The sequence below is a fragment of the Sphingobium baderi genome (genome assembly GCF_001456115.1).
Classification (GTDB): Bacteria; Pseudomonadota; Alphaproteobacteria; order Sphingomonadales; family Sphingomonadaceae; genus Sphingobium; species Sphingobium baderi_A.
Window position 1 is genome coordinate 126,549 of the sequence record NZ_CP013265.1, and the last position, 18,694, is coordinate 145,242.

The following is an 18,694-nucleotide window of genomic DNA, read 5'->3' on the forward strand; positions in this document are numbered from 1 at the left end:
TCACCTGGACGTCCGCACGGCGGAACCAAGGATCGGTCCCGAAGATGATCATGGCGCTGTCCTCTAGCCGCATCGCGTCAAGCGAGCTCGCACTTCGAGTGGAGGTCGTCACCGACAACGGACTTGGCAATCTCGACAAGGTGGGGATGGTGCGTGAAGAACAGGACCTGCGTGGAACAGGCCACCTCGGCGAGCACCCTGAACCCCGCTTCGGCGCGCTCGTCGTCGAAGTTCACGAACAAGTCATCGGCGAGAAACGGCAGGTTGACCCCAGCCTTCACCGATTGCTCCAGCGCCGCCAGCCTAAGGGCGAGGAAGAGCTGGTCGGTGGTGCCCTCGCTCATGGCGCCCACCTCCACCATTGTGCGTCGATCGTCCCTCAGGCCCAGCAGCCGCGGGACGCTTCCGTCGGCGTCCACTCGTAGCGCGGCATAGCGGCCGGCGGTCAGAATCGAGAACAAATCGCCGGCGCGCAACAGCAACGGATCTTGATGTCTTTCGCGGTATTTCTCGATCGCCCACTTCAACGTCAGCGCCTGAGCACGCTTCAGGATGTACTGTTCGGCAAGGACTTCAAGCTCGGCCTTCGCCTGTTCCGCGTCCGATGCCGCGTCCACCGCGGCTGTCCCGCCCGCGTCGAGGGCGGTGAAAGCAGATCTGGCGTGGCCATGCGCCGTAGCCGCTGCGGCCACCTCGTCGTTCAATTCCCCCAACCGTGCATCCAGCGACGAGACGTGGCTCGCGATTTGGTCAGGATTAGAAGCGGCGACTGCGGCGACGAGTTCGTCCAGCGTGAAGCCGTCCCCTTCCTCGACGATCCTGCGTTCTATGGCGGCCCGCTCCACCGTCAGCCGGCGCTTCGCGCGCGACCGTTCGATCGCTTCCGATAATTCCGCGCGATCCGTCGATTTGGTTTCAGCGAGCGCGGGGGCCAGCGCCGCGTCGGCCGTGGCGAGCTTCGCCGAAGCCTCCTCGAACTGATCCGCGCGGCGGCGCGCTTCCTCATCCAGCGAATCGATCAGCGTGGCGGCCGACCTGGCCGCCGTGAGGCAATTCCTTAGAGCGCCAAGCCGCGTCGCCGTGTCGCCCGCGGGAACGTTGGAGCCATCGGACAACTTCTCTACCCGCTCCATGTGATTGCTGGCGTCCCTGCGGATCGTCTCGACCCTCCTGCGCAGGTCTGCCTCTGCCGCGATGGCGCCACGAAGATCATCGAGTAGTTCCAGAACCGCACCGCAAGTGACGATGTCCAGCTGCAGACCGGCTTCGTCCATTACTTCTCGCCAGGAGGTGACGTTCGACGCGTCCTCATCGTCGAGGCGCTGGTGCCGCCGGTCGAGGGCGGAGGCCTCCGCGGCGATCTGGTCCAACTGTTCTGCGGCAAGACGGCGCTGTTGCGTAAAATCCTCGTATTCAGCCCGCTTCCGCTCGGCTGCCGCGAGTACCGGCGTTAACGGTCCGCCGGCGTCCGCAACCTCCAACGCCTGCGCCAGCGCGGCCCGGCACCGGTCACGCCGTCCGACAATGGAAGCGAGATCGGCCCGCAACGTCAAGCCATCGCGATGGGCCTCGACCGCCGCGTCCCGCGCCGACCGCCAGGTTAGGAAACGGGTGGGCTCGAGGGCTGGCAGGCCGGCCGCGGTCAATCGCGCCGCCCATGCCTCCGCTGCTTCTCCATAACGCTTGCGGGCATCTTCAATCCGGCCCTGCGCTTGTTTGGCCTGAAGATCGTGCGACGCCTTGGACCGCTCGAGCACGGAGAGGCGGCTCGACTCCTCGGCCAGCGAAAAACGGAGGACCATCTTCTCGTCCACACGGGACACGCTTGTCTCGTAGTCGGCTACGGCCGCTTCTGGAGACCCGAGTGGGGTCCCCGCAAGGACATTCTCACGGATGGGTTGCCAGCAGTCCTGGCGGCTCAAACGGACCGATGCGATCTCGTCCTCGGACACGACGGTGCCGGTCGCGAGTTGGCCAATCTCCAGCGCAACCTTCTCGGCCTCTTCGGTCCAGTGCCGGAGCTGCTCCTCTTCACGGCGAACTTGGCCGAGAATTTCGGCCAGTTCGCTACGTGCGGACTCGATCTCCTCGTCGCCCACCTCGGGTAGCACCAGCAGCTCGTCGATTCCGCCCGTCCACGGCGAAAGGCGGGTGAGCAGGGCGGGCAGCGACGATGCCAACGCTTCGACCCTAAGGCCGGCTCCTTCGCAACGAGCGTCGGCATCCGATCCGAGCGCGCGTGCGGCGTCGACCGCATCAATGAGCGCCTCGGAAGCCGCGGCGGCCGATGCACCATCGAGCCGGTCCTGCGCGCGCTTCCTTCGGTCGTCGAGATCGTTCCGGCTCTCGGCGATCTGCCTTCTCGCGGCGGCGTTCTCGCCGTGAGTCCGGGAGAGGTCGCGCAACTTTGCCGCCAAAGCGCGTGAAGGTGTGGCGTCCGCGTTGGGTCCCGCTTCGGCCCTCAAACGGCGAGTCAGCGCCTCCGCGACGACGAGCTCCGCCTCGCGCCGGACTAGATCCTGCGCGGCCTTCGCGACGGCGCCCCCGTCCGCGATGAGCTGGTCGATCTCGTCCGCCTTTTCCAAAAGGGTCGGATCGGCCTCGATTTTGTCCCGACGGTTTTCCGCGTCAGCCTTTAGCTGCTCTGCGGTCGACCTCTGGCGCTGGGCCTCCTCGGCCTCGCGGATCACGCGTTCCGCCTCGTCCTCGCGTTGCACACTGAGATCAACGATGGTTTCGTAGCCGAGCAGGGTCTCGGTCTGCTCGTCGCGCAGCCGTACGAGCGGGGCGAGCCGCCTTACGCGGTCTGCAGCCCTCAGCTCCGTTTGGACCACGTCGCGGGCGTCTCGAGCCAGATTGAGTGCGGCCTGTGCCTCCAGCATCGCGTTCCGTGCGTCAGACCAGGACTTGGGCTTGAGAGCTGCGTCTCGGATCGTCTTGGTGGCTTCGGCGAGCTGGCGGTGCGCGAAGGTAAAGCTGCGTCGCTGGGACGTCGTAGGCGCCCAGATGGCATCGGCCTCGCCTTCGAGCTTCTTGAGCTCGTCGGCGACGCCGGTGAGGCCAGAACCCGCGGCGAACAACGTGCGGCCGAGGTCGTTCTTGGCTTCTACCATTGCCTTGCCTCCCGAGCGCAGGGCATCCTGGTCGAGACTGAAGGAGAGGCTGAAGGTTTCGCGGGTCTGCCCTTTCAGCATCGAGGCAAGGGGAGCCTCGTCGATCGCTGCGTCATTCGTGTCAAGCAGCGTGCCGGCCGTACCCTTTTTCCGGCGGCACGCGAACGTCCGACTACCGTCCTCCAGTACCGCACCGACCCTGAGGAGGATGTAATCGAACATGAAGTTGTACGGCGACCGCTGGGGGAATCCGAAAAGGAGGTCTGACACCGCCGCCAGCGAGGTCGTCTTGCCGGCTTCGTTCGCCCCATAGATGATGTGGAGGTCGGGGTCGCCGGACCGAAAGTTTAGCTCGCAGTCCGCGAAGCGGCCGTAACGTTCGAGGGAAAGGCGGGAGAAACGCATTGTCAGGCTTCCGGCGTCAGGCGCGACCGCAACGCCGTTGATGCGGTGCCGAGGATTCCTGCCCAGTCGCCCTGTGCCGCTAACAGACGCAATTCACCGTCCTCCGACTCACCGAGCGCGCTCTTCGCCAGAACCATGAAGCGCTCCAGATCCGCCTCAATCGCCGCCGCTAGTCCGAGGTCCGAGGAGCCCTCGCCGATCAATTCATCGAGATCCTCGCCGAGCACGGCGTGTTGTTCCGTGGTCGGCTCCGACACCAGTACCTTCACCTTCTCGACATGAAGGTCTGGCGAGATCGACGTGGCGATGGCGCGCACGTCGTCCCGAATGGCCCCAGCCTTGTCGATGAGCGCGCCTGCGCCTGCGAGCTCGCCCCTCAGGCTCACGCGGACGATCATTGGCCGACCGGAGCCATCGGCGCCGTGGATGCGCGTCAGTTCGGCGCGGATCAGGTCCGGGAGGCCGCCCGGCGATGAGCCGGCGCAATCGATGTCGAGGCGGATCCAGCGCACAACGTCCAGATCGATGCGATCAATGGACGAAACCTCGCCATCCACCACCGTCACGATGACTGCACCCTTTGCGCCCGCCTCGCGTATAGTGCGGCCCTGCACGTTGCCTGGAAAGACGACATAGGGGTTGTCGTTGACGATTTCGAACTCGTGCACATGGCCGAGTGCCCAGTAGTCGTAGCCCTTCCCGCGTAAATCTTCGACGCCACAGGGCGCGTATTTGGCGTGTCCCGGCCGCCCCGCCAAGGCGGTGTGGAGTACGCCGATGTTGAACGAGTTCGCTTCTGCGGCCGGATAGGAGAGGACGAGGTTGTCGGTGACGGCCGGCGTGGAAAAGCTCTGGCCGTGCAGCGCCACAGCGAGGTTCGGCAGCCTGTGGGTTTCGGGACGCCTCGGTCCGAATTGGCGAACGTTTGGCGGCCAAGTCAACGTCCGCGAGATCGCCGAGGCGGCGTCGTGGTTGCCGGCAATAATGAACGCTGGAATGCCGGCCTGATCGAGACGGCCCATGGCCCGGGCAAAGTAGAGTCCCGTCCCCATATCGCGCCAGTCGCCATCGAATAGATCGCCGGCGATGACGACAAAGTCCACCGCCTCGTCGATCGCGCATTGGATGAGGTTGTCAAACGCGGATCGCGTGGCCGACCGGATCTCCTCGACGGGAAGTCCATCGTACCGCGATAGGCCATGCAATGGACTGTCCAAATGGATGTCCGCAGCATGCAGGAAGCGGAAACTCGACACGGTGATGTTCCCCCCTGGCAGTCAGTGCCTACCGTTTATGAAGATAAGAGCGGCAAATGGAGACGTTGGCCATTTGCCGAAGCGCAGCTTCTCAGGCCGCATAGCGGCCGTCCTCAAGCTTTCGTACCATCCCCATTCCTGCAAGCGCATCAAGCACTGGCGCGACTGTAGAGGCGCGTTTCCCTTTGAATGCACGGGCAACATCTTTGGGCGCCAATGGTTTGGCGGACCGCGCCACGACGCTTGCGACGGCAACCACTTGTTCTGGAAGGGCGCTTGGCCAATCCCGCTCCACCTTCTTTGCCTTGGTGCCTCTGCGAAGTTGCAGGACGACTTGGGCCGGCTTCTTTCGGAGGGATTTCGCCTGGAAAGAGGGCCGAACCCACCGGATCTGCCCCGCACGCTCCTCCTCGGCTCGCTCGTCATTCAAAGCAACAAGCCTGACCAGCATTTCCTCATGTTCCAAGTCGCGCGGCCAACCGTATGCTTCAGCGACAGCCTCATCTATCTGTTGGTGATAATGGCGGATGAGCGAGACTTCGCCGCGTTCGGCGACGGACCGGTATTTGGGATCAAGAACTCCACCCTTGGCATCTCGCATACGGGCGAGCGTGGTATAAAGTGCTGTCAGGGTCAGATCCGAATGGCGCGCTAGAACCTTCCGGCGCAACCTGTCCAATTTGCGCGCTGCAATCCGAATCCTCTGCTCCAGTTCCGGCACGCTCGGCGGAAAGGGAAACGGATCAAAACAGGTTTCATTTTGATAACGCGGATCGTCGCCCGACCCCATCCGCCCGCCCGCACGAAGCGCCCACACGGTGTGCGCTGTGCTCGAGACCACGCCGAGAACATAGGGGTCGTCGGACGCAATCGCTATAACTGAGCCATCCACGAGACGGCCCGCACTGGGAATAAACTTGAAGAACCTCTCCGTAGCTGTTTCGCTGGTGACGATGTAGCGCCGGAGACCGCTGATGGCTGCACGAAGCCTCGGTCGAGGTTCTGCGAAGCGCCACCAATTGAGGCGGTACTGCTCCCTGTCGTTTTCATCGCGCTCTGGCTTCACATGATCGAACAGGTAGCGGTGCACGCCAGGGAAGCGATCATGCAACTCGTCCTCAGTCTCGATGTCGAAGAAGTCGAGAGCGTAAGTGTTACTTTGAGACTCAGTCACATCCGTGCCGGCCACAACCAGCGGCATTCGTTCCGGCGGCACGCCATCGGCGATGAAGCGGGCTCGCTGCTCGGTATTGATTTTGAATCCGTCACCGGACATTTTCACACCCATACGACAGATGTTGCCGTTGGCTCTGAGTGAGGTGGCGCCGGCGACGTTGGCGCCGGTAGTCAGATCGATGTTAATCGGCGCAACTTGCTCCTCAAACTCGAGCAGTGTTTCACCTTTTTTGCGCTTCTCCAGTGAAACGCTCGACAGCCGTCCTGCGCCTTGTCCGGCAGCAGCCGCAGTCATCGCGATCCGCACCGCAGCGGTTGTTTCCTGATCGTGCCACGGATGGTTCGGAATCGCGAAGGTCAGGTAGAGTTTGCCACCGCGCTCAGGATCGAGATAGCGGCTAAGCACCGAGCGATTACTCGATTGGGCAATAGTCTTCGTCGTGATGAGACCAAATCCTCGAACAGAGCCATTCGCTACCTGCTCGGCACTTCGTGCCCACCAATAGGTCACGAAATCGATCTCGCCAGAAAGGTCGCCGTACACGCTCCGGAGCGTATCGACGTAGGGCGACCCGAGGCGCTTGCGCATTCGGCGGCATCCGATGAAGGGCGGGTTCCCGATGATGAAGTCTGCCTCCGGCCAGACTTGCCGCCGCGGATTGACGTACCGATATACCGTTAGCCGACCGGAGTGATCGGGAACGGGTCGCCCGGTCACTGGATGCGGCTTCATCGACGTACCATCCCAGATCGTCTTTGGCTCGCCGTTCTCCATCTCAGGAAGCTTCTCGTCCCAATCAAGCAGGGCATCGGCTGGGATGATCGTTCTGACATCACGCAAAACGGGGGGCTCGGGCATCCGATCTTCTCCGTTCACACGAAAATGCCATTGAAGATAGCCAATCCAGAGCACGAGTTGAGCGATCTGTGCAGCCCGAGGATTGATTTCGAGGCCATGGAAGTTGGCAGGAGTAATCGTGTGGCTGCCGAGCTCAAGAAGATAGCGCTCATCGCCGAGTGCTTCGAGCAATTCGAGCACCTCTCCTTCCAACTCCTTAAGTCGCGCAAGCGCGACATAAAGGAAATTGCCCGTTCCGCAGGCCGGGTCTAGAATGACGATGTTTGCGAGCTTGGTGTGAAAGCGTTCGACCTCAAGACGCGCGGTCTCCTTGTCGCCTGCTTCCGCAGCCAAGGTTGCTGCGGTTCGCGCACCTTCCCAATCAGCGCGCAGGGGTTCCATTACGGTGGGGCCGACCAGTCGCTCTACATAGGCGCGCGGAGTGAAATGCGCGCCAAGCTTGGCGCGTTCTTTGGCATTCAGCGCACGCTCAAGCAAGGTTCCGAAAATTGCTGGCTCGACCTGGCGCCAGTCCGATGCCGCTGCGTCGATGAGGACGTTGATCTCACGCTGATCAAGCGCCAGCGCACTGGCATCCTTAAAGAGGTATCCATTGAACTGACGCACAACCTCCCCTGCCTCACCAAGGCCAAACGCAAGGCCACCGGTATCCATCGCCTCCCATAGCTGACTGAGTTGGGGGGCCAGGAGTTCGGGGCGATCGCGGACTTTTTTCAAGAGCGCGCTGAAACTCGCCTTCGGAATAAGACCAGTGTCCTCCGCGAACATGGTAAAGAGGAGACGCATAAGGAAGGCCGCCACGCGATCCGGGTCCTGCTCTCGAGCTTCGATACCCTGGGCTAGAACAGCCAGATGATCCGCAATTTTTCGCGTAACCCGTGCCGCCTCGGCCGAGGGGTCGAGCGACATTGGCATGGTCCAAATTGCCGCCAGGCGCTCCCGGACTGTCTTGTCGCGCAGTTCATCGAGGGTAATTCGATACCGACGACGGTCGGGAAATGGCGCATAGCCTTTCCCGTTGCGTTGAAAGTCCGCATAGACGTCGATGCAATATCCAACGTCGCTGACCAGCAGGAAAGGTGGCCAGCCATGTGAGCGGGGCAAATTCTTAGCGTAGCCCTCCGCTTGACTTGCAGCTCGCTGCATAGCGCCGGTCCATGCAGCGGTGTCTCGACGAGCCATGCCGCGCTTGAAGCGGTCCTCCGCAGTCTGGCCAAAGAAGTCGCGAAGCGAGTAACCTTGACCAGCGTCGACTGCCGCCAGGTCGGCACTGCTACCTTGCTTAGCCTCTAAGATGAAACTGCCACGCTTATAGCAATCAATCCAGCCGTTGGATGTAGCGCCATCAATCTCGGTTTTGATGACATGACGTTCGAAGACGTAATCATTCTGCGCTGTGTCACTTAGCGTTGGCCGCGGGGCCTCTACGCCGAGCAGTTGACACAGATCGGTTAGAAACAATTGTGTGTTGGCTCGCTCGTTGCCACCTGCGGGTGCCCACTTCGCAATAAAATCTTCGACGTCCACAGGCCCCCCTTGCTCTGAGTCTTTTGGGGCTCAGGACGATGAGGATCAAGCTATTCCGTGCGAGCGGTTTCAGTCGCGCCTATCGACTGCGAGATCGCTGGATAGGTGGGTGAACCTTAGACGATTCCTGTCGGCCGGACGCGACTTTGACAGGCCCCCGTTCCCGTGTATCCCTGACCGTGGCAGGACGAATTTGATGACCCTGTTCGACGTGGTTTCGCAGTTTCGTGGTCGCGACCTTCATAACACGCGAGATCGCTTCGGGATTGTCGAACAATGCGGTTCGCACGACCGCCTCGATCACTCGCAACTGACTTTGCGCGGCTCGCTCGTTTCTGTCTCCGGGCGCCTCAGGTCGGGATCGCGTCGGTCGCTCGCGAGCCTGTGACTGACCTCGGCCGGACTCCAGGCTGATTGATGGAACGGCAGCCGGCGCAATACTGTTGCGGCTCTTGTCTCGCCGTAGCCGATCCAATTCTTGTAGGTCGCGTTCGTTCGGCCGATATCCTCGTACTTCCAATCCTTGGCGACTGGCCTCGAGCCATGCTGCCCGGCGGAAGGCTTCGCTGCCAGTAAGATGAACATTCGACCATCCGCGATGCCGGGCGATGGCGACGAGATCACGCACGACCTCCTCACTCTCGCTCGAGGTGACAAGACGCCGCCCTTGGTCCCGAAATGCAGGCTCTTTTGCCTGCGCCGTCGTGAAGTAGGCCGGTTCGCCCGACCATTTGCCGGTCGACGAAAAGTAGCGCTTTCGCAGGGGCTCCGGTATGTCGCCGGCAGAAATTGATCGGGGCTCGACCCCTGCCCCCTCCTTGCCTTTGTTAGGGGTGCCGGGATCCTTGGGAATGTCGTCCCGCGTGTCTTTCCCAGAACGCGGTGCGGACTGACCTTCACCGATTGAAATGGCATTGGCGCGCTTCCTGGCGCCCCGCGAATTCTCGGACTTCTCAGCGGACATGGGCTGTCCTTTCCTGGATAATGGATGTGGATGCCTGCCCGACCGCTGGCACAAGCGCCCGCTCGACCATCGCCGACACGAAGGCGATCGCGGCGGCCTCGTCGCCCGGGGGCGGCAGTTCGGCCAGGTCGCCCAGAACCAGCATGTCATCCGTGATCTCGGCCGCACCTGCTAGCTCGGCGTCGGTCATTTCCCGCATCACAATTTCCTCCTGTATGGTCCCGCCCGAGCTTGTCGCCGGTTGCTGTGGGGCGCCGCTCAGACCGGGTGTACCAGCGCCCTGCCGCGCTGAAGCCGGCGTAGGTGGGGAAAGCATTGCCGCGATTGGACGGGCGGACGGCACAGGCGGAGCAACCACCCGCCGAGTGAAGCGCGGCATCCGGTAATAGGCGATCTTGCGCCCTCGAATTGGGGGGATGCCGGCGCGAAGGAGCAGGAGCTCGTTCTTCGGCAGCTGCATGAGCTCTTGCGGCAGCAGGAGCGCGCGGCGCTGATCAGATTCCGAGATGCTCCGGTTCGCCAGTAGCCCGTGGATGGTACGGCTGCGGGATTTCACGTTCATCGTGAAAAAGCCGAGCCGTTCGGAAAGTTCGTTCGCGACCTTCAGCTCCTTAGGCGTGAAGACAACCTCGAGGCCGCAATTGGCGATGATCTCGTCGGTGACATCGGGACCGTAGATTGCGCGAAGCTGGGATCGGCTCTGAATGACCGGAACCAGGCGCAGGCCATAGCCGGCGACGTAGGAGAAGCCGCTCGCAATCACCGAGGCTTTGCCGAGCCTGGCGAACTCGTCGAGCAGGACCAGGACCGGGACATTGCTAGCGCCCTCAGGAAGGTCGCGGGTGTTGAGATCCACGAGTTGCTGCAGGAACAGACTGTAGATCGGCGCGATGCGGTCGATATTGTCAGGCGACACGCCAAGGTAAATCGACATGCGCCGACGCCGCACCTCGCGCAGGTCGAAGTCGCTCTCCGAGGTGGCGGTATCCACCATGGGGTTGAGCCAGAGATTGAGCCGTGCGGTGATGGTCTGCTTGATCCCGGAAAAGGTGTTGTCCGAGGCCGAGGTGAAATCTTGGATCGCGGACACGCAAGCTTGGCTGAGGCGCTGGCCCACCCTGCGAGCTTCCTGAAGCGCTGCGGGAAGGTCGCTCTTGGGATCCCCGCTCGTGAGGCGGCGGTATATCTCGCCGATGGTGAAGGGCAGGCCCGGGTTGGATGCGACCAGGGCGCCGACGCCGACAAAGGCCGCTCGCGCGGCCTCCGCCCAGAAGGGATCGGATCGCTCGGGCGCGGGGAACAGCATGCCCGCGATCTTCTGCAGCTCGTTGATGACTTCGGTGTCATCAGTCCGCCTGATGTGCGCCAGGGGGTTGTACCGCGCCGTCCGCCCCTCCGCGTCGAGCGGATCGAACAGATGCACGGCTTGGCCGGCCCGTGCCCGATAGCCGGCGCTTGCGCCCCAGTTCTCCCGCTTCACGTCGAGCACGATCACCGAATCTGGCCAGGTCAGCAGATTGGGAATGACGACGCCCACGCCCTTGCCCGCTCGCGTGGGCGCCTCGAGCAGAACATGCTCGCTCCCGCCGAATATCAGGAAACGTCCAGCCTTGCGGCCGACAACGATGCCGGCAGCGTCGCGAAGGCCCTCCCGCCGGATCTCGCCTTCGCGCGCAAACCGGGCGGTGCCGTGCAATGCCGGCCCGCGGCGCAGAATCCCGATTGCGAGGAGCCCGACCACAACAGCGCCCGCCAGAGCCCCGCGCTTTAGCCAAAGAATAAGCAGCGGGTCCGCCCGATAGTACCACAACCATGCGGGCAAGGCCGTGATGTCGGTGTTCGGGCCGATCTGGCCCATCCCAAAGAGGGCAACTGGCACGGCGATGGCGCAGCACAATAAGGTGCCGCCGGCAACGGACAGGCCGATGATCCAGAAGTTACGCTGCACCGGCATCGCCCACCTTCGGGTGGAAGTAGACCTCTTCGACCTCAAAGCGACCGCCATGGCGCCGGGTCTGGACGACCACATCGATGAGCATTCGCAAAAGTCCGCGGATATCATCGCGCGCGAGATCGCGGCCGCCCTCGGATTCCTTGACGAGCAATGTCAGCTGCTCGAAGGCGCCCGCCGCAGAGCCAGCATGGACGGTGGTGATCGACCCAGGGTGCCCCGAGTTGACGTTGCGCAGGTAGAAGAAGGCGGTGCCGTCGCGCAGCTCCTGCAGCAGGATCCGGTCCGGGCGCATGCGCAGCGCGCTCTCGAGCAGCTGCTTGGGACCGACCTTCGCACGGCCCTGCCCTTCGCCCGAATAGACCATGTGAACGACATTGCGATGGGGCACGATGAGTTCGCGCGTGTCCTCGATCGTAAGCAGCCGCTCGTCGGGCGGGATGAGCTGGATAAGCGCTTTCGCCAAGGTCGTCTTGCCGGACCCGGTCGCCCCGCTGACCAGGATATTCTTGCGCGCGGCGACCGCGACCTTGAAAAAGGCTGGCCAGTCGCCCGCGTCGCGAAGTGCCACCAACTCGGCGTCGGTTTCGGTAAGGCCCCGGGCGCTCGCGCGCGTCGTGTCAAAGAGGCCAGCGCGTGCGAGCTGGTCGATCGGCAGGGTTACGGTCGAGGGCTTGCGTATCGTAAAGGACGGGCAGCCGCTCGGCGTCACCGACGGGATCACGATCTGGCAGCGCTCGCCGCCTGGGAGGACGGTCGAACAGATCGGCGTCTGCCCATCGATGTCCTGGTGCGTGAAGCTTGCCGCGGCGACGGCGAGCGTTCCAAGCCACTCGCTGTCCAGTTCAGGCAACTCATGCCATCGCCACCCCTGCCGGTCCTCGATCCCCGCCTCGCCCGGGCGGTTGATGACGAGCTCGGTTACATCATCCGGCTCCAGCAACGGAAGAAGCGGTTCGAGATAATGGCGGAGGACGGCGGTATCGCGCATGGCTTACCGCCGCAGCTCCAGATTGTAGACATCGGCGAAGTTGAAGTCCTTGGCGACGAAGATACCGACCTCCTCGCCCTGGTTCTTTTTCAGCACCGGCCGGATGTTGATGTTGTTCTGGAGCGCGATCGCGGCCCCTTCGCTCGGCGCACGCGTGACATTGTTGAAATTGCCGTTGCCGCTCGATGCGGCCTGCCCGGCAATATAGGCGGCGTCATCGACGAGCGAGAGTAGGAGCGCGCCGCCGAACCGTGCCCAGAAGAAGCTGTCGACCGCTCCGGCGAGCCCGGCGCGGCCGAGCGCGTCTGACCCAGGCGAGGCAAGGTCGATGCGGACGCCTTGTGGCGTCACCGCCCGGGTCCAAAGCACAAAGAGGCGGTTCTGCCCCTGTTGGATGCCCCCGCGATACTCGCCGAGTACGCGCGTGCCCTTTTCCATGAGCACGACCCGGCCATTCTCGGAATACACGTCCCGTGGAATCAGGCAGGACGTGTATCCAGGCTGTGCGGAATTGATGGCCGTCTGAAGGGTGCAGGGAATCAATGTCCCCGCAGTGATCAGAAAATTGCGATTGGGGAGCATCGAGGCTCGCGCTTCGCCTACGGCTGAGCTTTGTCGCAGCAAGTCCAGCGCATTGGGCGCACCGCCCTCCGTACTCCCTGGCGTTCCTGAATTTTCGGTCGGTTGCGCGCTCGAGGCCGCCGCCGGGCCTTGCGAGGTCTCTCCACCGAGATCGCGCCCGCCATAGGCGATGAGTGTCGACCGTCGCGCCTGGTCGGCCAGGTTCGGCCGGGCGCCTGACGGGCCGGGCGCTGCACCGGGCTGCATGGCAGGGACGATCTGACCGTCGGGGCCAGGAACCCCGGCTGCGGGATTGAGCACCGGTGCGTTGGGATCGTTCCCGCCTGCGCCGAGCGGTCTCGGCTGCGGCGCGACCGCCGCGTAATCGACGGTTTCCCGGGCCACGATATCGCGCCGCTCTTGGGCCGCCCCGCCCGGTGCAGTGAGGTCACGATTGGAGGCCTGTTGGCTCGTTCCGGAATTAACCCACAGGATGCCGAGTACCATCGCCGTGCCGGCAAAGATGAGGGCGGTATTACGCTTGGAAGGCGTCATCCCCCCGATCGGCTCGATACCGCGCTCGTGCAGGATCTCGTCTTTTTCTGGCGTGAGATCGGCGCTCGGCAGAGGGCGCGAAACGGAGGATGGATCTTCAACCATGGCTCATTCCTGCGGATGTGTGATGGTGCGCTCGACATGGGGCGACCCGGTGTTCGTCCCATGATCGACCCCATAGGGTTCTGGCGCCTGATTATAGATGCACAGCACCTCGCCGCCCCGCCGAAGGCGCAGCTGACGCGCCACCAGATGGACGACGACGAATTCGTCACGGACGTCGAAGGGAACCAGCGTCTCAGACCCGTCTGGTCGCACCAGATATATAGCCGGCACCTCGCGGTTCGCTGGGAAACGCAACACCGTGAACTGCCCGTTATCGGAGACCTCCGACGGCTGAAGCTCGCTGGAGCCCTGCACCTTGTAGTTCATGTTGCGAGGCCCTTCGACGACCCCATGATCGAGAGCGCCGCGAACGGCCCGGCTCTCCAGGGCAGCCGCCTGCATGGCAATCTGCGCGGCCCTGAGACGCGCGGCGCGGTCTGCATCGTCCCTGGGATATCGGAACCGCACCTGAAAATAGGCTTGGCCGTTGCGGCCCGTGATCGGACCGCTGCGAGCGGTCAACTCGAACGCATAGCTGCGCAATTCGCCTCCGCGCGACGTGGTGACGATGAGATTGGTCGGTCCGGCACGCTCACGCGGCTTGAGGAACAGGATGTGCCCGGCGACGGCGACCTCCCAAGATACGGTGTCGCCCAGCGCGACGTGCTGGATCGTCTCATCGTCGCTCAGGACAATCTGCGTTGCGGTCCGGAACGTGCCGACGATCCGATAGACCTCGGTCTCTTCATATTCGACGAACTTGACGCGCGGGTCGGACGGACCACCTCGCGGAACTTCGACCGCGTGCGCCGCCGTTACAGGCACCAGCGCGCAAATGATGGCGGCGGAGAGCGCCCTCATCGGATCACCTCCGGATCGGCACGATAGTTTTCGACCTGGAATCCCAGCGGGTTCCGGTAGCGATCGCCTTCCGCCATGGGCGCGTTGGCGTAGGCGAACGTGATTGTGGCGATCCAATCGCTGTTCTGAACGTCGGTCTCGGTCTGGACCGTCCGCGTGAACCGCACATTGGCGACGCGATCATTGATGAAGGCGATGTTGCGCACGCGCGCTTGCACGACCGCATTCTTGCCCCAGACATTTTGGGGACTTGCACCATTGTTGCTGCTATAGAAACGCGCCCAGCGCTGCTGTTCAGTCGGTTGCGAGAGGATCGTCACGAACCGAAAATTTTCTTCGGCCGCTGCCGGGATCCAGCTTTCGCGGGTTCTCACATACTGGGCGAGGAAGTATTTGGTGACCGCCTCATCGTAGCGCATCGGCCGCTGGGTGAGCGCGGTCTGGACATCTACTGCGCCGGTGGTCTGGTTGACGCGAATAACATAGGGGACGACAGTCTTGAGAGGCGTCAGAGCCGCAACTGCAAAGATCGATGCTGCGGCCAGGAGTGAGGCGATGGCCGCGATGCTCCAAGCGATGCGGGTCGAGCGCAGCGCGTTCCGGATCCTGTCCTGATCCCAGCTTCGTGCGTCCCGGAAATAGCGCTGCAGCCCCGACGCCGGCACCGCCTCCGAGCGGTCATCAGCAGCTCGCATAGTGCGGTCCCCTTGGTGCGAACGAGATCTTGTCGTCCGAGGTAGACGGCGACGGCACGGCGGGCGGCGGGGGCGGATCGCCGTCTCGTGGGTGGGACAGGGGTGGTATGGGCGGCGCAGCTCTTGGTGCCGTGGTGGCAGGCACTGGCGAGCCAGGCAGGACGCTTCCGTAGATGTTCACGTCTCGCAGGCGATGACCATTGCAAACCGCGAGCTTCTTGGGTCCGGAAGCACAGCCCGCGACGCCGAGCACAGCTAAGCCACCGACCAGGCAAGCGACGCTGCGGCGGAAGCTCGAGGCGGAAATTCGCGGAAAAAGGAAAGTCATGATGATGCCTCACTACGCCGCTTCGATGGTGCCGCCGCGACGAGCGGCGCGCTCCAAGTTGCGGCTGTTGCGCATGACGCGACGCTGTCGGAAGGGAGATGCCATTGTGCCCCAGGCCGTTCCGGCGAAAGCGCCCACACCTGCAGCGGCGCCCCCGGCTATTCCCGTCGCGATGGCGGGCGCTTGGAAGAAGAAGATAGTTCCTAGAAAGAGGTAAACTGCGAACAGAACCGCACCGATCGTCACATCGGCCTTTGATTCAGCTGTCCGCCGTCAGCACCGATGGCACAGATTTGAGGTTGTGATTTAAGGAGGATCTGGGCTTCGTCGTAGTGACGAAGGAACGAAGATGAAGCCCAGATCCTCCAATGTAAAATCGCCCGCCAAGGCCCCAGCAGAGCGGGTAGTGAAGGACATCCGCCGACAGACCCGGCGCCACTTTTCGGCCGAGGACAAGATCCGCATCGTGCTGGATGGCCTGCGCGGGGAAGACAGCATCGCCGAGCTATGCCGCAAGGAAGGCATTGCCCAGAGCCTGTATTACACCTGGTCGAAGGAGTTCATGGAAGCTGGCAAGCGCCGCCTGGCCGGCGACACCGCCCGTGCCGCGACCACCGGAGAGGTCCAGGACCTGCGCCGCGAAGCCCGGGCCCTGAAGGAATGCGTGGCCGATCTGACACTGGAAAACCGTCTGCTCAAAAAAAGCATGGTCGCGGATGGGGGCAACGACGAATGAGGTATCCCGCATCCGAGAAGCTCGAGATCATCAGAACCGTCGAGCAGTCGCACCTGTCGGCCAAGCGCACGCTGGACCAACTCGGCATCCCTCGTCGGACATTCTACCGCTGGTATGATCGCTACCTCGAAGGCGGGCCGGAGGCGTTGGAAGATCGGCCATCGGCGCCGAGCCGGGTGTGGAACCGCATCCCGGCGGGCATCCACGACCAGATCATCGAGCTGGCGCTGGAACAGTCTGAGCTGAGCCCCCGGGAACTGGCCGTGCGCTTCACCGATGGGCAGCGCTACTTCGTGTCGGAATCCACGGTTTACCGCCTGTTGAAGGCCCACGACCTGATCACCAGCCCGGCCTATGTCGTGATCAAGGCTGCCGATCAGTTCCACACGAAAACCACGCGGCCGAACGAGATGTGGCAGACCGACTTCACCTACTTCAAGATCATCGGGTGGGGCTGGATGTATCTGTCGACCGTGCTCGACGACTTCTCACGCTACATCATCGCCTGGAAGCTGTGCACCAACATGCGAGCCGAGGACGTCACCGACACGCTGGACCTCGCCCTGGCGGCTTCTGGTTGCGACAGCGCCACGGTGCTGCACAAACCCCGGCTACTCAGCGATAATGGCCCCAGCTACATCGCGGGTGAGCTGGCGGAATACATCGAGGCCCGGAAGATGAGCCATGTCCGCGGCGCCCCGTGTCATCCCCAAACCCAGGGCAAGATCGAGCGCTGGCACCAGACCCTGAAAAACCGCATCTTGCTGGAAAACTACTTCCTGCCCGGCGACCTCGAAGCCCACATCGAGGCCTTCGTCGAGCACTACAATCACCAGCGATACCACGAGAGCCTGGCCAACGTGACGCCTGCCGACGCCTACTTCGGCAGGGCTCCGGCAATCATCAAACTGCGCGAAAGGATCAAGCGACAGACCATCGAACATCGGCGCTTGCAGCACCGCAAGTTCGCCGCCTAACATCAACCCCCTGACGAGGTCCGCACTCCGCTAATCTACGCCGCGAGTTGTGCCGAATGTTCTGACGACGGACAGGCGCCTCCGATGGCGCCGGCATAGAGCGGGTTGCCGCTGACGATCAAAGTGAGACAGGCGGCAAGCGCGATCGGCAACGAGGCTTCGAGCGGCACGCCGAGCCACATCGTCGGGCGCGTGACCGCGAGAAACAACGTCTCCTCGCGCAGCCGCTCGTCCAGCGCGGCGCTCTCCTTCACGCGCCACCCGTGATGGTGTCGACGATCCACTGCGCGCTGAAGACGATGAAGATGCCAACAATGACCGTCACCAGAAGGCCGAGGCTGGCGCGCCCGGTGAAAAACATGAACCCGACGATCACGACCGCGATCACCGCGATGGTCTTGGCGAAGGTCCCGGTGAGCCAGGTCTTGATGTTCTCCGCCATGGACGTGATGCCGTCGGCACCTTGCGCGTGCGCAGGATCGCTCAGCAGTATCGAGACAAGCAGCGCCAATGCCATCACGCCGATGATGCGCAGCAGAAGTCGCGCCCATTGTGGCCGTCCGCCCAGGTGGGCGGTGATTGCTGTCATGGATGCTGTCCTTTCTGAGATGCGGCCCCGTCGCCGAACACCATGAGCGAGGCCTGGCTCGCCCTCGCCGCTGTTTTCCACCCGGCTGCGGCCGGGGGCGAAACAGGGGTATCGGGTGGCGGAGCGAAGGCCGGAGCCGCTGGGGCAACGACCGAGTTTCTGGTTGCCGGCGCCGTACTCCGGATCAACGGAATGACGGCCGACGCGCTGGCATAGACCCTGGCGACATAGCCGTTGCGAAAGCCGCGCTGCCGGTCGCCGGTATTGTACAGCGACAGGGCGGTCGCGATCGCGTGATCGCGGCTCGGGGCAAGGCGCGCGACCGCCTGGTAGTTGGTCGCTAGGACACGCGCGGCGGCGGCTAGGTTGGAGCAGGGCTCGAATGCATTTTCCACCGAAAGCCCCAGCCAGCCGAGATTGGCGCTGTTGATCTGCCCCAGGCCGAGATCGATGTTGTAGCCTCGACCAATCAGGCTGCGCGCCGCAGCGATTGCCTGCGCCTTGGTCGCGGGCTTTGGCGCGCGCACGCCGGGACTATTGACCCCGATTGCGAGACTGTTGAACCGGCTCTCCGTGTGGACGATCGAAATGAGCGTCTCAGGCGCCACCGTCGGTGCGCAAGCTCCTGCAAGCGAAAGAAGGGTGGCGACATCGAGGATCATCGGCGGCCGCCGTCCAAACGCTCGATGCCGGCCAGCGAGAAGGTCTGGCTGCGGCCGTCGTTGAACGTGATGACCACCCGGCGGCGAGTTGTGGAATCGCGATCATAGACCTTCGTGCGGGCGACGCCGCCGCTACAGCCGGGAAAGGCGCCGCCGGTGGCCAAGCGTTGCCATAGCTTGGTCATCGGCGACACGCATTGCGCGTATTGGGTCGCGCCACCGGGATTGGAAAGACACAGGAGAACCTGGCAGCCCAGGTCATTCGCCGCTGCCGGTGCGCTTGGAAGGGCTGTGGCGAGGGCGAGCATCGCCATGCCGAATATTGCACGTTGCATCGGGTCTTCCCCCGCGAGAGACAGCTCCCGCGTCGGGAAATGCCGTCA

General features: G+C 63.2%; 13 protein-coding genes and 3 pseudogenes. 2 read left to right on the plus strand and 14 right to left on the minus strand.

Going from position 1 to position 18,694, the window contains the following annotated elements; genetic code table 11:
* Positions 1–77: 77 nt before the first annotated feature.
* From ATN00_RS20760 to ATN00_RS20770, 3 genes are all read right to left on the minus strand, one after another.
* Entirely contained in the window at positions 78–3,518 is a 3,441-nt protein-coding gene (locus ATN00_RS20760; protein ID WP_056383892.1) for an ATP-binding protein, read from the minus strand.
* 2 nt (positions 3,519–3,520) lie between these two features.
* The gene (locus ATN00_RS20765; protein ID WP_007683419.1) at positions 3,521–4,774 is read right to left on the minus strand and encodes a metallophosphoesterase family protein; all 1,254 of its coding nucleotides are present in this window, start codon (positions 4,772–4,774) and stop codon (positions 3,521–3,523) included.
* A gap of 91 nt (positions 4,775–4,865) precedes the next feature.
* On the minus strand, positions 4,866–8,336 hold the full coding sequence (locus ATN00_RS20770; protein ID WP_056383894.1) for a class I SAM-dependent DNA methyltransferase: 3,471 nt from the start codon (positions 8,334–8,336) through the stop codon (positions 4,866–4,868).
* Positions 8,337–8,532: 196 nt separating this feature from the next.
* Here ATN00_RS20770 and ATN00_RS24080 point away from each other — a divergent pair, with 196 nt between their 5' ends.
* Positions 8,533–8,724: a hypothetical protein gene (locus ATN00_RS24080; RefSeq protein ID WP_156405541.1), complete on the plus strand. Its 192-nt coding sequence runs from the start codon at positions 8,533–8,535 to the stop codon at positions 8,722–8,724.
* 132 nt (positions 8,725–8,856) lie between these two features.
* Here the strand turns inward: ATN00_RS24080 and ATN00_RS24085 are convergent.
* The 7 genes and pseudogenes from ATN00_RS24085 to ATN00_RS24310 form a co-directional block, all read right to left on the minus strand.
* Positions 8,857–9,300: pseudogene (locus ATN00_RS24085) on the minus strand (LPD7 domain-containing protein); the annotation flags it as partial.
* Positions 9,290–11,254: a type IV secretory system conjugative DNA transfer family protein gene (locus tag ATN00_RS20780; RefSeq protein WP_062069252.1), complete on the minus strand. Its 1,965-nt coding sequence runs from the start codon at positions 11,252–11,254 to the stop codon at positions 9,290–9,292. The gene ATN00_RS20780 and the pseudogene ATN00_RS24085, both read right to left, overlap by 11 nt.
* Positions 11,238–12,242 carry a P-type DNA transfer ATPase VirB11 gene (virB11, locus tag ATN00_RS20785; protein ID WP_056383895.1) on the minus strand — a complete coding sequence of 335 codons (1,005 nt, stop codon included), beginning with the start codon at positions 12,240–12,242 and terminating at the stop codon, positions 11,238–11,240. The genes ATN00_RS20780 and virB11 overlap by 17 nt, the downstream gene beginning before the upstream one ends.
* Before the next feature lie 3 nt (positions 12,243–12,245).
* Entirely contained in the window at positions 12,246–13,463 is a 1,218-nt protein-coding gene (gene virB10, locus ATN00_RS20790; RefSeq protein WP_014072617.1) for a type IV secretion system protein VirB10, read from the minus strand.
* Between the two features lie 3 nt (positions 13,464–13,466).
* Positions 13,467–14,324, minus strand: a complete 858-nt coding sequence (gene virB9, locus ATN00_RS20795) for a P-type conjugative transfer protein VirB9 (protein ID WP_007683410.1) — start codon at positions 14,322–14,324, stop codon at positions 13,467–13,469.
* Positions 14,321–15,019: a VirB8 family type IV secretion system protein gene (locus ATN00_RS20800; RefSeq protein WP_013039065.1), complete on the minus strand. Its 699-nt coding sequence runs from the start codon at positions 15,017–15,019 to the stop codon at positions 14,321–14,323. Before ATN00_RS20800 ends, virB9 begins: the two co-directional genes overlap by 4 nt.
* A 340-nt stretch (positions 15,020–15,359) precedes the next feature.
* Positions 15,360–15,590: pseudogene (locus tag ATN00_RS24310) on the minus strand (TrbL/VirB6 family protein); the annotation flags it as partial.
* A 106-nt stretch (positions 15,591–15,696) separates the two neighbouring features.
* On the opposite strand from ATN00_RS24310, the gene ATN00_RS20815 reads away from it, so the two are divergent.
* Positions 15,697–17,060, plus strand: a protein-coding gene (locus tag ATN00_RS20815; RefSeq protein ID WP_373886176.1) for an IS3 family transposase whose coding sequence is annotated in 2 segments (ribosomal slippage) — positions 15,697–16,044 and positions 16,047–17,060 — 1,362 coding nt in all. Because the reading frame shifts where the segments join, the coding sequence is not laid out codon by codon here.
* A gap of 71 nt (positions 17,061–17,131) precedes the next feature.
* On the opposite strand, the pseudogene ATN00_RS23515 reads toward ATN00_RS20815, so the two are convergent.
* The 4 genes and pseudogenes from ATN00_RS23515 to ATN00_RS20835 all read right to left on the minus strand — a co-directional run.
* Positions 17,132–17,314 (minus strand): annotated as a pseudogene (locus ATN00_RS23515) (VirB3 family type IV secretion system protein); the annotation flags it as partial.
* Entirely contained in the window at positions 17,311–17,649 is a 339-nt protein-coding gene (locus tag ATN00_RS20825) for a TrbC/VirB2 family protein (protein WP_013039070.1), read from the minus strand. The pseudogene ATN00_RS23515 and the gene ATN00_RS20825, both read right to left, overlap by 4 nt.
* Entirely contained in the window at positions 17,646–18,311 is a 666-nt protein-coding gene (locus tag ATN00_RS20830) for a lytic transglycosylase domain-containing protein (RefSeq protein WP_021224381.1), read from the minus strand. The genes ATN00_RS20825 and ATN00_RS20830 overlap by 4 nt, the downstream gene beginning before the upstream one ends.
* Positions 18,308–18,646, minus strand: coding sequence for a hypothetical protein (locus ATN00_RS20835; RefSeq protein WP_009823965.1), 339 nt, complete (start codon positions 18,644–18,646; stop codon positions 18,308–18,310). The genes ATN00_RS20830 and ATN00_RS20835 overlap by 4 nt, the downstream gene beginning before the upstream one ends.
* Positions 18,647–18,694: the final 48 nt, after the last annotated feature.

Coding starts and splice junctions, on each gene's coding strand:
- ATN00_RS20760 (WP_056383892.1), bottom strand. CDS start 3,518: ATGCGTTTCTCCCGCCTTTCCCTCGAACGTTACGGCCGCTTCGCGGAC.
- ATN00_RS24080 (WP_156405541.1), top strand. CDS start 8,533: ATGACCCTGTTCGACGTGGTTTCGCAGTTTCGTGGTCGCGACCTTCAT.
- ATN00_RS20780 (WP_062069252.1), bottom strand. CDS start 11,254: ATGCCGGTGCAGCGTAACTTCTGGATCATCGGCCTGTCCGTTGCCGGC.
- virB11 (WP_056383895.1), bottom strand. CDS start 12,242: ATGCGCGATACCGCCGTCCTCCGCCATTATCTCGAACCGCTTCTTCCG.
- virB10 (WP_014072617.1), bottom strand. CDS start 13,463: ATGGTTGAAGATCCATCCTCCGTTTCGCGCCCTCTGCCGAGCGCCGAT.
- virB9 (WP_007683410.1), bottom strand. CDS start 14,324: ATGAGGGCGCTCTCCGCCGCCATCATTTGCGCGCTGGTGCCTGTAACG.
- ATN00_RS20800 (WP_013039065.1), bottom strand. CDS start 15,019: ATGCGAGCTGCTGATGACCGCTCGGAGGCGGTGCCGGCGTCGGGGCTG.
- ATN00_RS20825 (WP_013039070.1), bottom strand. CDS start 17,649: ATGACAGCAATCACCGCCCACCTGGGCGGACGGCCACAATGGGCGCGA.
- ATN00_RS20830 (WP_021224381.1), bottom strand. CDS start 18,311: ATGATCCTCGATGTCGCCACCCTTCTTTCGCTTGCAGGAGCTTGCGCA.
- ATN00_RS20835 (WP_009823965.1), bottom strand. CDS start 18,646: ATGCAACGTGCAATATTCGGCATGGCGATGCTCGCCCTCGCCACAGCC.